Source organism: Micromonospora lupini str. Lupac 08, from assembly GCF_000297395.2.
GTDB lineage: Bacteria > Actinomycetota > Actinomycetes > Mycobacteriales > Micromonosporaceae > Micromonospora > Micromonospora lupini.
In genome coordinates this window covers 2,982,028-2,996,346 of sequence record NZ_HF570108.1, presented here as the reverse complement: position 1 = coordinate 2,996,346, position 14,319 = coordinate 2,982,028, and the positions used below count along the sequence as shown (strand labels likewise).

Sequence of the window (14,319 nt, the reverse complement as noted above, 5' to 3'; positions counted from 1 at the left end):
CCAGTCCTTCCTGGACCGTGGCGCGGTGCAGCAGCGTTCGTCGGGACACGAGGTGTCTCTCCGGTTCTCTCGGTGTCTGGTCTCAGCGGCGGCCGAACAGGGTCCACACGATCTCGGCGCCCGGGCGGTGGGCCACCCACCGCAGGCCGTGGCCGTCGACCCCGGGCGCGTTTGTCACGGCGAGGTCGGCGCCGCCGGCGGCGACGATCTCGGCGGCGTGCTGGGTGGAGTCGGCGTCTACCCACCGCACCTCCCGGTCCCGCAGGGCCGGTGGCGCGAGGTCGGTGAAGATCCGCCGGACCTCCCAGAGGGCGGCCACGGCGAGCTGTCCGCCGGACAGGTCCGGCTCGCGGTGCGGGTGCGCGGCGATGCCGTACTCCGGGGTGGCCTGGGCGAAGTAGGCCTCCAGCCGCAGGTCCCGGTGCCAGTGGAAGCGGGTGAGCCCCTGGTAGGCGCTCGGCACGAGGGCCTGGTCGACCCGCCGGTCCACAAGCGCCGCGAGGACCGCGTCGAAGGTGTCGGACAGCTCGACGCGCAGCCCGTGCCGCTCGGCGAGGAACACCGCGGTCAGGTGGCTGGATGTTCCAGGTGGGCCGAGCGTGGCAAGGGTGGTGCCGGGCCGGCTCGCCCAGCCGTCCACGACGCTGCGCCAGCGCCGCCCGTACGCCTCGGCGAGCGGCCCGGGCAGCGCCGGCACCCGCTCGTCGGCGACGGTCTCAGGTGGTGTAGCCACGGTTGCCCGCCATCCGCTGCGCCACCTGGGTCTCGTGGTCGGCCTCGACCCGCCGGTCGACGATCCGGGCGGCCTTCCAGCTCACGAAGGCGCCGGTGCTGACGATCGGGTCGAGTCCGTCGGTCACCTCCACGTCGACGGGCACGCCGAGCGCGGCGGCGGCCCGCTCCCGGACGCCGTCGGTCACCCCGGCGGGGTCGTCGACCAGTTCCTTGAGCAGTTCCAGTCGGACGGTCAGCCGGTCACCGCCGGCGGCCGGGTCGTGGTCGATCACCACCTGGTAGCCGCCCGAGCCGGTGACCCCGGACAGGACCGCCGTCTCGATCTGGCCGGCGGTGAAGCGTCGCCCGCCCAGCTCGATGCGGTCCAGGGTGCGGCCGACGATCTGCACGAGGTCGCCGGCCATCTCGCAGTCGCAGTCGGACGCCTCGACGATCACCGCGTCGCCGGTGCGGTAGCGAACGAGCGGCTTCACCCCGTCGATGAGCATGGTGACGGTGAGTTCCCCGCTGCCGCGCGGGCCGTGCGACTCGCCGGTCTCCGGGTCCACCACCTCGATCAGGTAGTTGGTCTGGGAGAGGTGCATCCGCTTGTTGCGGCAGGCGGTGGCGATGACGAACGCCTCCTGCGAGCCGTACAGGATGTTGTAGACGTCCGCGCCCCAGACGGACTCCAGGTTGCGGGCCAGCGCCGGGGTGCACATCTCGCCGGTGACGAAGAGCAGCTTGACGGCGAAGTCCTCGCGCAGCCGGTAGCCGTAGTGCTCGGCCGCCTTGGCGAGCATCATCGCCACGCCCGGCGTGCAGCAGACGACCTCCAACTCCAGGTCCTTCATGAGCTGCAACGCCTTGGCGAAGCCGATGACCGGCGAGTACGGCCAGATCTTCGCGTTGAGCGAGCCGACGTTGCGGGCGATGTCACCGAGGGTGTCGCCGAACGAGTGCACCTCGGTCGGGCCCATCAGCCCGATTCGCGGCGGGTGGTCGCCGAAGTGGTGGCGAAAGATCGACGCCCAGGACTCGGTGACGTGGGCGTTGCTGGCCACCACCTCCCGGCCGTCGCGGGGGCACGGGGTCGCGCGGCCCGTCGTGCCTGTCGTCTCGTAGAAGAAGACCCCGTCGGCCAGCGGCCGGCTGAGCACGTCGAGCATCTCCTCGCGCAGGTGCGTCTTCGTCGTGAAGGGCAGCCGGTCGAGGGTCGCCGGAGTGATCGTGGCGAGGTCGACGTCGGCCAGGTGCCGGGCGTAGAACGGCGAGCCGGTGGTCACCTGGTCGAGCACCGTCCGCAGTTGGCGTTCCCGCCAGGCGTCCAGGTCGGCGGGAGCGAGCGTGCGGTCGTAGAAGGACTTGTGCAGGGCCAGGTAGTCGACGGCGAAGTCGGCCGCCGGTCCGGTGGTCGGAAGCCACATGGTCGGGATCCTCTCCAGGGGTGAGCCGCTGCGGTGCGATCGGCACGCGGGCGGTGACGCGACGTCAGTGCAGGCCGCCGTTGACGTCCACCACGGTGGCGGTGACGTAGCTGCTGGCCGGGTCGGCGAGCCAGGCGACGGCAGCGGCGACCTCGGCCGGCGTGCCGAACCGGCCGACGGGGATCCGGGCCCGGTAGTCGTCTCGACGCCGCGCCGGAATCCGGGCGGCCATCGGGGTGTCGACGAGGCCGGGAGCGACCGCGTTGACCCGGATGCGGTGCTCGGCGAGCGCCCGGCCGAGGCTGTGGGTGAGCGCGATGCACGCACCCTTCGACGCCCCGTACGCCGCGTCCGGGCTGCCGGACTGCCCGCTGATCGAGGCGACGTTCACCACCGTGCCCGGCCGGCCGGCGCTGATCAGGGCGCGGGCGAACGCCTGCGTGCAGAAGAACGCCGCCCCCACGTTGACGTCGAACACCTGCGCGTACGTCTTCGGGTCGTAGTCGAGGAAGGCCCGGGCGTGGTAGATGCCGGCGTTGTTCACCAGAACCGTGGGCAGGCCGTACCGCTCGCGGATCCCCGCGAAGAGCTGCTCCACCTGCTCGGGCACGGCCACGTCGGCGACCAGCGAGGCGTACGCCTCCGGGTCGCCGGCCGGGTCGACGTCCACGCCGAGCACCCGGTGCCCGGATGCGGTCAGGGCCGCCGTCACGGCCCGACCGATGCCGCCCGCCGCGCCGGTGACCACGGCCAGGGGTGCCGATCCGTCGGTCATGACGATCCCGCCGTCAGCGCCGTCGACGCGCTGCGCAGGAAGTTGTCGAAGAGGCGCAGCCCGTCCTCGGTGAGCACGCTCTCCGGGTGGAACTGCACCCCCTCGACCGCGAGGGCCCGGTGTCGTACGCCCATCACGTAGCCGTCGTCGGACGACCGCGCGGTGACGTGCAGGGCCAGCGGCGCCGGATCCGCGACGATGAGCGAGTGGTAGCGGGTGACGGTGAGCGGGGCGGGCGCGCCGTCGAAGACCCCCCGGCCGTCGTGCGTGACGACGCTTGTCTTGCCGTGCATCAGGTGCTTGGCGACCGCTACCGTCCCGCCGTAGGCGAGGCCGATGGCCTGATGACCGAGGCAGACGCCGAGCAGCGGGACCTCGCCGGCGAAGGCGCGCACCAGCTCCACGTGCCCGGACTCGGCGGGATGACCCGGCCCGGGGCCGAGCACCACCGCGTCCGGTCGCAGGGCCGCGAGCTGGTCGCTGGTCCGCGTCCGGGAGCGGACCACCACGGTCCGCGCGCCGAGCGTGCGCAGGTACTGGTCGATGATGTGGGTGAAACTGTCGTACGCGTCGACGAGCAGGACCTTCACGACAGCAGCTCCGCACCGGTCAGGGCCCAGTAGGTGGCGCTCATCTTGGCCAGCGTCTCCCGCCACTCGTCGCCGGGTGTGGAGTCGGCCACCACTCCGGCGGACGCCTGGGTGCGGTAGCGCTCGCCGTCGTGCACGGCGGTGCGGATGCAGAGCGCCAACACCGCGTATCCGCGGACGTCCACCAGCCCGACCGCGCCCGCGTAGACGCCCCGGGGCTCGTCCTCCAAGCCGTCGATGATCTCCATGGCCCGCAGCTTCGGCGCGCCGGTCATGGTGCCGGCCGGGAAGGTGGCGCAGATCGCCGCCCACACGTCGGCGTCGTCGGCGAGCTGACCGGAGACGGTGGAGACGAGGTGGTGCACGTACGCGAACGGCTCGACGTCGAACATGGCGTCGACGCTGAGCGTGCCGGGCACGCAGACCCGGCCGATGTCGTTGCGGCACAGGTCGACGAGCATGACGTGCTCGGCGCGTTCCTTCTCGCTGGCCGCCAGCTCGGCCACCCGCCGGCGGTCGGTCTCCGGATCGGCGGCCCGGGGCGCGGTGCCGGCGATCGGCCGCATCGACAGCCGGCCCTGTTCGATGCGCAGGAACAGCTCCGGGCTCGCCCCGATGACGGTCCGGCCGGCCCACGGGGTCAGGTACATGTACGGCGACGGGTTGCGGTGGCGCAGCCGTCGGTAGACCTCCAACGGCGTGAGCGTGGTCTCCACGTCGATCCGGTGGCCGATCTGGATCTGGTAGCTGTCGCCGACCTCGATGTGCCGCAGGCACTGCTTCACCCGGGCGGCGAACGTCTCCTCGTCGACGGTGTCCCGGACGAGGCGGGGCGGCGGGGCGGCCGGGACCTCCGGATGATCGACGGGCAACTCCGGCAACCTGGGCACACCGCCCTCCCCGGGCAGGTGCGGGCCGCTGGCGGAGAGCTGCCGGACCGTGCCGGAGCGCAGGTCCCACCAGACGGTGTGCCGGAACAGTGCGAGGGTGCAGCGGGGGATGTCGTCGACCACCCGGTCGACGGAGAGCTCGTCCATGTCCCGCGCGGCCTCGTACGCCAGGGTGGTGAGGAAACCGAAGGCGAAGCTGTCGGCGGGGACTGTCGTGCGCACCGCGAACGCCCGCTGCACGGCGCGGACGGCGGCCCACACCTCGGGCGGCCCGGCGACCGGCCAGACCCGCTGGGTGCCGCGGCGCCGGACCGGCTCGCCCAGGACGGCGGTGAGCACGGCTGCCAGGGCGTCGGCGAGCGGACCGTCGGCGGTCAGCTCCAGCCGGTCGGCGATGAACCGCACCTCGGCGAGGAGACCCCAGCCGACCGCCGCGGCATGGCGGTCCTGCGCAGGACCGTCGAGACTTTCGAAGAGATACAGATCGTTGTCGGCGCAACTTTCCGCGAGTGCCGTATAGAGCGACAATGGATCGACCGACGGCAGTGTGACAGATGTCACCTCTATCGGAATTGAGTCGACCAATGGTGTATGTGCCGCAGCCGCCGAATGCGACCGGATGGGCCACGTGACGGGCTCGGTTGACAATAGGGACACTTGCGGAACCCCCTCTGAACAGCCCGATTTCCGCGCCACCGTTGGCGCTGACCCCGCCGACGACGCGGCAGGTCGGACCCTTCCCCCCAGACGAAAGGACTCGCACGACCACTCGGACGCCGGCAGTGGGGACGTCCGCATTGGACAATCTCGGAACGTACGCCCTGATTCGCCGGTCAGTGAGTGGTTGCGCGCCCGGCCAACACTTTCCACAGGCACGGATCACACTGTCCATACCACTTCGACGATCTCGGAGCGGACCACTTGTCCCTGAATCTAAGCCTGTCAATAGACGCCCAATCACGGGAAACGCTCGCGGTGCAGCTCCGTAACGCATTCCGTACGCAGATCGAGGAGGGCGCGCTGCGTCCCGGCACCCGCGTGCCGTCGAGCCGACAGCTCGCCGCCGACCTCGGGGTGTCCCGCAGTGTGGTCGTCGAGGCGTACGAACAGCTCTGCGCCGAGGGGTACCTGGTCTCCCAGCACGGCTCCGGCACCTCCGTGGCGACGGCGGCACGCACCGACCTCGGCTCGGCGCTCACGCCGGACGACCGCGCCCCCGCCGCGGCGCTGTGCGACCTGCGCACCGGCGGCCTGCACGACTCCACCTTCCCCCGCCAGGACTGGATCCGGGCGGTCAGCGCGGTGGTCACCTCGGCCGGCCGCCGCGAGCTGGGGTACGCCCCACCGTCCGGCCTGCCGGTCGTGCGGCACACCCTCGCCGGCTACCTCGGCCGGGTGCGGGGCGTACGCACCCGACCCGAACACCTCATGATCACGTCAGGGTTCGCGCAGGGCCTCGCGCTGCTCTGCCGCGAGCTGCGCGACCGGGGCCACGACACCCTGGGGGTGGAGGACCCGGGGCACCCGGGCGAGTGGGAGTTCATCGCCGAGGCCGGCCTGCGTCCGGTGGGCATCCCGGTGGACGGCGAGGGCATCCGGGTCGACGCGTTGGCCGCGAGCGGGGTCCGTGCCGCGCTCGTCACCCCGGCCAGCCAGTTCCCGACCGGTGCCACGCTCAGCGCGCAACGCCGGGCGCACCTGGTCGCCTGGGCCGAGGAGGTGGACGGCTACGTCATCGAGGACGACTTCGACGCCGCCCTGGTCGCCCCGGCGCAGCGGATGCCGGCACTGCAGAGCCTCGCACCGGACCGGGTGATCTACGCCGGCAGCGCCAGCAAGGTCCTCGCCCCGGCGCTCCGCCTCGGCTGGCTGGCCATCCCGCCCGGCCTGACCGCACGCGTCGAGCGGGTCCGCGCCGGCTGGGACATCGGCTGCTCCGGCCTGGAGCAACTCGCCTTCGCCCGCCTGATCGACACCGGCGCCTTCGACAGGCATCTGCGCCGACTCGGCGCCGACGTCCAGAAACGCCGCCAGGCGGTCCAGCAGTTCGTCACCCGCCACCTGCCCGACGTCACGGTCCTCGGTCGAAACGGCGGGCTCCAGGCGTACCTGGTGCTGCCGGCGCGGTGCGCCGAGGAGGCGATGGTGCAGGCGGCCCGCCGTCGGTCGGTGCTGATCCGCGGTGGCCGTTTCTACGCCCTGCGCGCGGACGACCGGCCGCCGGCGCTGGTCCTCGGCTACGCCGGGGTACGCGGCCCCGAGCTGGGGCGCGGCCTGGCCGGAATCGCGGCGGCGTACCGGGAGACGACCGGCCGCGGCGGTTGATCAGTCGTCGCGCCCGGCCCGGGTCGGCTCGCGCACCATGTACACGTCCACCGGATCCTCGGACTCGACGGTGAATCCGTGCCGCTCGTACAGCCGCCGCGCCGGGCTGCCCCGCAGCACGTTCAACCGGACCCGGATGCCGTCGCGGTCGCACCGATCGAGCAACTCGCGCAGCACTGCCGCACCGATGCCGCCACCCTGGAGGTGGGGAGCCAGGTAGAAGTGCTCCAGCCAGTGCGCGTCGTCGGCCGGCCGCAGCGACACGCAGCCGGCGAATGCGCCGCCCACCTCGATCATCCAGGTGTGCGCGGGCGCGAAGCCGTCCCGCAGCCGTTGGCGCACCCGCTGCTCGTCGTAGCGCCCGAGCCGTTCCAGATCCGCCCGCAGCACCACGGCCCGCAACTCGGCCACGGCCTCGACGTCCGCGACCGACGCCTGCCGAACCGCCCAGTCCCCCATGATCGCCAGGCTACGCCGGGCCTGCCTTAACCCTGGCGTCGCGTCAACTGGTGGCGCGGACCGCCTCGATGATCGACTCGGCGACCTCGCCCGGCCGGGCCACCGCCATCGCGTGCGAACCGCCGACGACCTCGCGCTGGCCGCGCGGGGCGGCCCGCTCGGCCATGAACCGGTGCGCGGCGGCCGGGATGTTCTTGTCGGCGTCGCCGAAGACGAACCAGCTCGGCAGGGACCGCCAGGCGGGGTCGCCGGTCAGCCCGTCGCTCAGGGCCTGCTCGGTGATCGGCCGCTGGGTCCGGGCCATCAGGGCGGCGACGTCGTCCGACGAGTCCGCGGCGAACTGCGCGTGATAGGCGTCCTGGCCGATCGCCATCTCGTTGCCACCGGTGGACAGCGGATACTGCACCAGGGTGTCGGCCAGCGTGCTGCCGGGGAACTTCCCGGACAGCGACAACCCCGACTCGCCGGTGTCCGGTGCGAAGGCGTTGACGTACACGAGGGCCCGCACCGAGGTCTCGCCCGCCGCGGCCTGCGTGATGACCATGCCGCCGTAGGAGTGCCCGACGAGAACGACCGGGCCGCCGGTCCCGCGCGCCACGTCCCGCACGTACGCGGCGTCGCCGGCGACGCTGCGCAGCGGGTTGGCGGCGGCCACCACGTTGTACGCGGCGCCCAGCCGCTCGATCACGCCGTTCCAACTCGACGAGTCGGCGAACGCGCCGTGCACGAGGACGATGGTGGGCTCCGGATCGGGCATGGCACGCACTCCCTTGTTCCGTGACAGTGTTCATCCGCCGGCCGCGCCGGCACGCCTGATTACCCGTTCCTCGACCGCGAAACGTCAGGTTCAGCCGCAGGTTCCCCCGCGGCGCCGACCGGCTGCTCCGCGGCCGTAATCGGCTTGTGCCCGGCGCGGAGGGCTGCTTCCCTGTTGCCCGTGACCGAACTGCGAACGCCGCGACTGCGCCTGCACCCCATCGACGCGGCGGAGGGCGAACGCATCGTCGGCCGGCGCCCCGAAGCCGGCGACACCTGGGCCGAGGACTTTCCGTTCGACGGCGACGTCCACGGGGTCCGGGCCTTCCTCGGCGCCACGGCCGCGCACGGCGACCAGCGCCCCTTCGGGCACTACCGGATCACCCGGGCCGCCGACGGGTTGGCCGTCGGCGGCATCGGCTTCAAGGGCCAGCCGGACGACGGACGCGTCGAGGTCGGCTACGGCCTCTCCCCATCCGCGCGTGGTCACGGCTACGCGGCGGAGGCACTGACGGCCCTGCTGGACGTCGCGGCCGGTCACGGGCTGTCCCGCGTCGCCGCCGACACCACCGCGGACAACGTCGCCTCCCAACGGACGCTCGAACGCGCCGGGTTCCGCCGCGTCGGCGTCGACGGCGACCTCCACCGGTACGAGGTCCTCCTCGACACGCCGGCGCGACCGGCTCGGGCGCGGTAGCCCCGGGCCTCCTCCTCGGCTGTCGACGCATCCGCCGGACCGGGCACCCGGTGCGTTCCGGAACATCTTGACACTCGTCAATGTTAGCGCCAACACTTAGGGCCGTTACGTGGGCGCAACGCCCTCGTCATGTTCCCGACCCGCGGGCGCTCCTTCCCAGCGGGTGCCGCGGGTCGATCGCCGCCTTCGCGGCCGGTCGGCTCTCGCGCACAGACGTCACGGAGGACGGATGCTGCTGCCACTGCACCGCACCGATGCCGCCGCCCGCCGAGTCACCGGCCCGGGGCGTACCGGTCGCGGTCGCGCCCGACGCCCACGAGCGATTCTGACCGCCGTGCTGGTGGTGCTCGCTGTGTCGGTCGGCCTGCCGATGGCCGGGCCGGCGCACGCCGCGCCCGCCGTGAACTACACCAATCCGCTTGTCAACCAGCGGGCCGACCCGCACATCTTCCGGCACACCGACGGCTACTACTACCTGACCGCGACCGTGCCGCAGTACGACCGGATCGTGCTGCGGCGCGCGACGACCCTGCAGGGGTTGGCGACGGCGGCGGAGACGACGATCTGGACCCGGCACACCAGCGGAGAGATGGGCGCCCACATCTGGGCGCCGGAGATCCACTTCATAAACAACAGGTGGTACGTCTACTTCGCCGCCGGCCGGACCGACGACGTGTGGCGCATCCGGATGTACGTGCTGGAGAACGCCAACGCGAACCCGCTGAGCGGTTCGTGGACCGAGCGCGGCCGGATCACGACACCCTGGGACACCTTCAGCCTGGACGCCTCGACCTTCGTGGCCAACGGCGTGCGCTACCTGACCTGGGCGCAGCAGGAGCCGGGCATCTCCACCAACTCGAACGTCTACCTCGCCCGGATGGGCGCCAACCCGTGGCAGATCACCGGCACCGTGACCCGGCTCGTCGTGCCGACGTACGACTGGGAGACCCGCGGCTACCGGGTCGCCGAGGGGCCCGCCGTGATCCAGCGCAACGGCCGCCTCTTCCTGACCTACTCCGCAAGCGCCACGGACGCCAACTACTGCCTCGGGATGCTGAGCGCCTCGGCCAGCGCGAACCTGCTCGACGCCGCCGCCTGGAGCAAGAGCCCGAACCCGGTGTTCACCACCAACGCGGCCACCGGCCAGTACGGCCCCGGCCACAACTCGTTCACCGTCTCCGAGGACGGGCAGAGCGACATCCTGGTCTACCACGACCGCAACTACCGCGACATCAGCGGTGATCCGCTCAACGATCCCAACCGGCGCACCCGGCTGCAGAAGCTGTACTGGAACGCCGACGGCAGCCCCAACTTCGGCATCCCGGTGCCCGACGGCACCACCCCGGTCCGGCTGCGGTCGCACGACCTGACCACCAGCTACATCCGGCACTACGACTACCGGGCCCGGGTCGAGCCGAACGTCGCCAACCTCGCCGACTCCCAGTTCCGCATCGTCGGCGGCCTCGCCGGCGGAGGAACGGTGTCGCTGGAGTCGACGAATTTCCCTGGCTACTACCTGCGGCACTACGGCTTCGCCCTGTCCATCGCGCGCAACGACGGCTCATCCGTCTTCTCCAGCGACGCGAGCTTCCAGCGCCGAGCGGGCCTGGCCGACAGCGCCGGGCTCTCCCTGGAGTCCCAGAACTATCCGGGCCGCTACGTGCGCCACCGCGACGGCCTGCTCTACCTGGAGGCGGTCTCCACGAGCGCCGAGCGCGCCTCCGCCACCTTCCACCTGGAATAGCCGCCCATCGGCGGACCGGCCACGCTGCCGGTCCGCCCCCTACCCCGACACCGTCGGCCGCCGGTCATCGCGACCCGCCGACGCCGATTGGAGCACCCGATGACCTGGCGACCCACGATTGCCGTACTGGCCGGTCTGTGTCTCGCGACCGCCGCCGCCCCGCTGCCCGCCGGTGCCGCCGCCGGTCCTGTGAGCGCTCACACCACGGCCGCCGCCGCGCTCGCCGGCCCACCCGGCGCGCCTCCCGGAGCGTGCCCGACGGGCGCCGTCTACGGCTCGCCGCTGCCGTCCAGCTCCCTGACGGCGACGAAGATCCGGAGTGGCTTCAACTTCCTCGAAGGGCCGGTCTGGGTCGCCAACGGCGGCTACCTGCTCTTCTCCGACATGGCCCCCGGCACCGGACCGTACAACGTCCAGCCGTCCACGATCCGCCGGTTCACCCCGCCGTCGACCTTCGACACGTTCATCTCCAACGCCGGCAGCAACGGTCTGGCGCTCAGCGCCGACGGCCAGCAGATCATCGCGGCCACCCACGACCAGCGGAACGTGTCCGCGTACCGGTTGAGCGACCGCAGCCGCAGCACCGTCGCGGCGAACTACCAGGGCCGGGCGTTCAACTCGCCCAACGACGTCGCGGTCCGGTCGGACGGCGTCACCTACTTCACCGACCCCAACTTCCAGCGCGGCAACCGCCCGGACCAGATGAACGGTCGCACCAGCGTCTTCCGCGTCTCCAACGGCCAGGTGTCGCTCGTGGACGACCAGTTGCGCCAGCCCAACGGCATCGCCCTCGCGCCGGACGGCGCCACGCTCTACGTGGGCGCCTACTCCGAGAACAAGATCTACAAGTACGTCGTCCGGCCCGACGGCAGCATCGGCGCGCGCAGCGTGTTCGTCAACTACATCGGCGGTCCGGACGGCGTCACGATCGACTGCGCCGGCAACGTGTACTGGGCCGCGGGCGGGGACTCGTTGGTCCACGTCTACTCCCCCACGGGCGCCCAGCTCGGCACGATCCGGCCCGGCTTCTCCGGGACCACGAACGTGGCCTTCGGCGGGCCCGACCGGCAGACCCTCTACGTCACCTCGGGTCCCTGGGGCGACTCCGGCCTCTACAGCGTGCGGCTCAACGTCCCGGGCTACCCGTACTGATCGGCGGTGAGCGCGGCCGGCGGTCACCTCCGTGGGGGGCGGATGTGGTCGTGAGCGGTATACCGCAGAGTCATAGTCATACCTCTGCGGTATACCGCTCACCGGCACATCGACACGGCGGGTAGCCACAGCGGACGGCTCCCCCAGCAATTCCACGCGGCGGACGGCTCACGTCACCGACGTCTCACGTCACCGGGCCGGACCTGTCTCCCAGAGCGGCCGCCGAGGGTCGTCGTTGTGCACGACGATGTCGGCGTGCTCCGTCGGGCGGACCGTCGCGTTGTAGAGCTGCTGCGCGGGAATGTAACGCTCGCGCCAGCGCCGTTCGACGTCGGCCCGGGACGACACCTGACGCTCCCGGAGCACGGCACGATCCACTGTCGCCTCGAACGCGGTCGACACGTAGACGCGCAGGTCCCACCGATCGATCAGTTCCGGGCGCATCAGGAAGACGCCGTCGAGGAGCAGCACCGCGCCGGCCGGGGCGGTCGTGACCGGCGGGGACAGCACGGTGTCCGCGGCGTGGTCGTAGACCGCGGGTTGGAAACCTCGGTCTCCGCCCGGCCCGAGCGGATCCAGCAGAACCCGGTTCAGCGCCGCGTGGTCGTGGGTGTCGTAGTAGCAGCCTTCGGCCGAATACTCGCCGCGCGGATAGCGCCGCGCCCGGGGGAAGAGGAAATCGTCGATAGTCGCGCGGATGACGTAGCGGCCCTGGTCGCGCAGGATGTCGGCCAGCTCGTCGGCGAGGGTGGTCTTGCCGGCGGCGGGCGGGCCGTCGACGGCGACCCGCGTCGGGTGCGCGACGGCGACGGACCCGACCGCAGCGGCCAGGCGGCCGAGCATTTCGCCCCGGGTGCCGTGCGCCATGCCCACCTCGCTCATCCGCGCTCCGAACCGGAGTGAGTTTACACTCACGTTCCGTGCCGAGGTCTGGAGACGCCCGCCGATGAGAGGCCGTTACGACAACCTGAAGCAGACCCGAACGCTGGACCCGCGGCGCGACTACCTGGACATCTACCAGACCATGCTGCGTCGCGAGTTCCCGTGGGACATGAAGCTCGGCCTCAACCTCGCCTTCAACCGGTCCTTCTCCGTCCCCGCCATCGCCGCCGTGCACACCGCCACCGGCGAGCTGACCGACCGCACCCAGAAGCGGATCGACGACACCGGCCTGCTGATGTACGAGATGGTGCTCAACGGCTTCGACCAACCTCGCGGCCGCGACGCGCTGCGGCGCGTCAACCAGATCCACCGCCCGTACGACATCGGCAACGACGACTTCCGCTACGTCCTCGGCTGCCTGGTGGTGATCCCGACCCGGTGGTTGCAGGAGTACGGCTGGCGCCCGCCCTGCTGCCACGAGCGGCAGGCGACGTACCTGTTCTACCGGGAGCTGGGCCGGCGGATGGGCATCACGGACATCCCCGGGTCGTACGCCGAGTTCGAGACCTGGTTCGACGCGCACGACGCGGCGCACCTGCAGCCCAACGACGACGCGGCCGCCATCGAGCGGGCCACCCGCATGTTGCTGCTCACCCGGCTCCCCCGGCTGCTCGCACCGCTGGGAAACGCGCTGGTCAGCGCCATGTACGACGAGCCACTGCGACGCGCGACGCGGGTCGACACGCCGCCGTGGCCGATCCGGGCCGGCCTGCACGCCGCTCTGAAGACGCGCGCGCGGCTGCAACGGTGGTGCGGATCGCCACGGACGATCCCGCTGTTCGCCGAGGGCATCAGAGCCAGGAGCTACCCCGACGGGTACGAGATCAGCCAACTCGGTCCGCACCACGACCGCGCCCCCGAGTAGCGGGCGACTGTGGACCGATGAGGGCGCCCTCCGGCGACACCGTCGTCTTCGATCTCGACGGCGTACTCCTGCGCGGGGACGCGTTCGGGCTCTTCATGCGACGCGTCGGCTTCGCCGGCGCTCGACTGCCGCTCGCCGTCGTCCTGCTCCTCCTCCTCGCGCCGGCCGTCGCTGTTCCCGCGTCCCGCCCATGGGCGGCGCGGTGGATGAGCCGGATCGGCCTGGTGGGCCGAAGCGCGAGCCAACTGCGGACGGCGCTGGAGCGTTTCGGCGCGGACCTCGGCGCGGAGCCCGGGCGCATCATCGGGCCCGGTGTCGACATGATCCGTGCCCACGTCGCGGCGGGTGACCGGGTCATCGTGGTCACCGCCTGCGAGCACACCCTGGCGCGCGCGCTGCTCGACGGGATCGGCCTCGCCGAGGTCGAGCTCGTGGCCTCACACATCCACGGCCCGAGGCTGATCGTGCACAACCACGGGGCGACCAAGATGACGCAGCTCACTGCCGGGGGGGTCACGCCGCCGTGGCGGGTCGCCTACAGCGACTCGCTGTCGGATCTGCCCCTCCTCGGCGGCGCGGAGCGGGCCGTGCTTGTCAACGCGAACGCGCGGCAGGTCGCCCGGGCGCGGCGACTGCTCGGCGACCGGCTGCGCACCGTCACCTGGACGGCCGGCTGACCGCTGGCGTCGCCCGGGCCACGCGTCATCGACAGCCTCGGATCCCCCGCAGTTCGTCCCAGGGTCTGAAATCCTATTTACCCAGTAGGAATAGTTGGTTAGCGTAGGAGCCATGATCAGCCAGCTGAATCCCCTCGACGGCACCGCGGTCGCGGTGTCCCGGGGATGTTGCCGTGGCTGGACCACCGCGCGCGGCTGCTGCCGCTGACCACGCGTTCCTGACTTCTCCCTGTCGCCACGCCGTCGTCTCGACGACGAGCGGCAGCGTGTCCGCGACCCCATCAACGGCCGCTCGACGCCGCGCCG

14 protein-coding genes are annotated in these 14,319 nt (G+C 71.9%); 6 read left to right on the top strand and 8 right to left on the bottom strand.

From position 1 onward, the window contains the following. Positions 1 to 82: 82 nt before the first annotated feature. The 5 genes from MILUP08_RS14815 to MILUP08_RS14795 form a co-directional block, all read right to left on the bottom strand. Positions 83 to 733 carry a hypothetical protein gene (locus MILUP08_RS14815; RefSeq protein WP_007459002.1) on the bottom strand — a complete coding sequence of 217 codons (651 nt, stop codon included), beginning with the start codon at positions 731 to 733 and terminating at the stop codon, positions 83 to 85. Next, positions 717 to 2,141, bottom strand: a complete 1,425-nt coding sequence (locus MILUP08_RS14810; RefSeq protein ID WP_007459001.1) for a phenylacetate--CoA ligase family protein — start codon at positions 2,139 to 2,141, stop codon at positions 717 to 719. The genes MILUP08_RS14815 and MILUP08_RS14810 overlap by 17 nt, the downstream gene beginning before the upstream one ends. 64 nt (positions 2,142 to 2,205) lie before the next feature. Beyond that, positions 2,206 to 2,916, bottom strand: a complete 711-nt coding sequence (locus MILUP08_RS14805; RefSeq protein ID WP_007459000.1) for an SDR family NAD(P)-dependent oxidoreductase — start codon at positions 2,914 to 2,916, stop codon at positions 2,206 to 2,208. Continuing rightward, positions 2,913 to 3,506, bottom strand: coding sequence for an anthranilate synthase component II (locus tag MILUP08_RS14800; protein WP_007458999.1), 594 nt, complete (start codon positions 3,504 to 3,506; stop codon positions 2,913 to 2,915). The genes MILUP08_RS14805 and MILUP08_RS14800 overlap by 4 nt, the downstream gene beginning before the upstream one ends. Then, positions 3,503 to 4,801 (bottom strand): anthranilate synthase component I family protein, encoded by a 1,299-nt coding sequence (locus MILUP08_RS14795; RefSeq protein ID WP_237747075.1) that lies wholly within the window; start codon positions 4,799 to 4,801, stop codon positions 3,503 to 3,505. Before MILUP08_RS14795 ends, MILUP08_RS14800 begins: the two co-directional genes overlap by 4 nt. 570 nt (positions 4,802 to 5,371) lie before the next feature. Here MILUP08_RS14795 and pdxR point away from each other — a divergent pair. Continuing rightward, complete coding sequence (pdxR, locus tag MILUP08_RS14790) at positions 5,372 to 6,721, top strand: MocR-like pyridoxine biosynthesis transcription factor PdxR (RefSeq protein ID WP_237747074.1); 1,350 nt, start codon at positions 5,372 to 5,374, stop codon at positions 6,719 to 6,721. Here pdxR and MILUP08_RS14785 read toward each other — a convergent pair whose 3' ends face one another. Together MILUP08_RS14785 and MILUP08_RS14780 are read right to left on the bottom strand one after the other, a co-directional pair. Beyond that, on the bottom strand, positions 6,722 to 7,180 hold the full coding sequence (locus MILUP08_RS14785) for a GNAT family N-acetyltransferase (RefSeq protein WP_007458991.1): 459 nt from the start codon (positions 7,178 to 7,180) through the stop codon (positions 6,722 to 6,724). 43 nt (positions 7,181 to 7,223) lie between these two features. Next, on the bottom strand, positions 7,224 to 7,937 hold the full coding sequence (locus MILUP08_RS14780; protein WP_007458988.1) for an alpha/beta fold hydrolase: 714 nt from the start codon (positions 7,935 to 7,937) through the stop codon (positions 7,224 to 7,226). Positions 7,938 to 8,117: 180 nt separating this feature from the next. Between MILUP08_RS14780 and MILUP08_RS14775 the strand changes: the two genes are divergently transcribed. The 3 genes from MILUP08_RS14775 to MILUP08_RS14765 all read left to right on the top strand — a co-directional run bounded on the left by MILUP08_RS14775 (position 8,118) and on the right by MILUP08_RS14765 (position 11,529). Beyond that, positions 8,118 to 8,633 (top strand): GNAT family N-acetyltransferase, encoded by a 516-nt coding sequence (locus tag MILUP08_RS14775; RefSeq protein ID WP_051065725.1) that lies wholly within the window; start codon positions 8,118 to 8,120, stop codon positions 8,631 to 8,633. 229 nt (positions 8,634 to 8,862) lie between these two features. Next, positions 8,863 to 10,377: a family 43 glycosylhydrolase gene (locus tag MILUP08_RS14770; RefSeq protein ID WP_007458983.1), complete on the top strand. Its 1,515-nt coding sequence runs from the start codon at positions 8,863 to 8,865 to the stop codon at positions 10,375 to 10,377. Between the two features lie 99 nt (positions 10,378 to 10,476). Continuing rightward, on the top strand, positions 10,477 to 11,529 hold the full coding sequence (locus MILUP08_RS14765) for an SMP-30/gluconolactonase/LRE family protein (protein ID WP_007458981.1): 1,053 nt from the start codon (positions 10,477 to 10,479) through the stop codon (positions 11,527 to 11,529). A gap of 189 nt (positions 11,530 to 11,718) precedes the next feature. Here MILUP08_RS14765 and MILUP08_RS14760 read toward each other — a convergent pair whose 3' ends face one another. After that, positions 11,719 to 12,396, bottom strand: a complete 678-nt coding sequence (locus tag MILUP08_RS14760) for a nucleoside/nucleotide kinase family protein (protein WP_039908042.1) — start codon at positions 12,394 to 12,396, stop codon at positions 11,719 to 11,721. A gap of 79 nt (positions 12,397 to 12,475) precedes the next feature. On the opposite strand from MILUP08_RS14760, the gene MILUP08_RS14755 reads away from it, so the two are divergent. After that, on the top strand, positions 12,476 to 13,336 hold the full coding sequence (locus tag MILUP08_RS14755) for an oxygenase MpaB family protein (protein WP_007458977.1): 861 nt from the start codon (positions 12,476 to 12,478) through the stop codon (positions 13,334 to 13,336). Positions 13,337 to 13,353: 17 nt separating this feature from the next. Then, the gene (locus MILUP08_RS14750; RefSeq protein WP_007458975.1) at positions 13,354 to 14,013 is read left to right on the top strand and encodes a haloacid dehalogenase-like hydrolase; all 660 of its coding nucleotides are present in this window, start codon (positions 13,354 to 13,356) and stop codon (positions 14,011 to 14,013) included. Positions 14,014 to 14,319 lie beyond the last annotated feature (306 nt).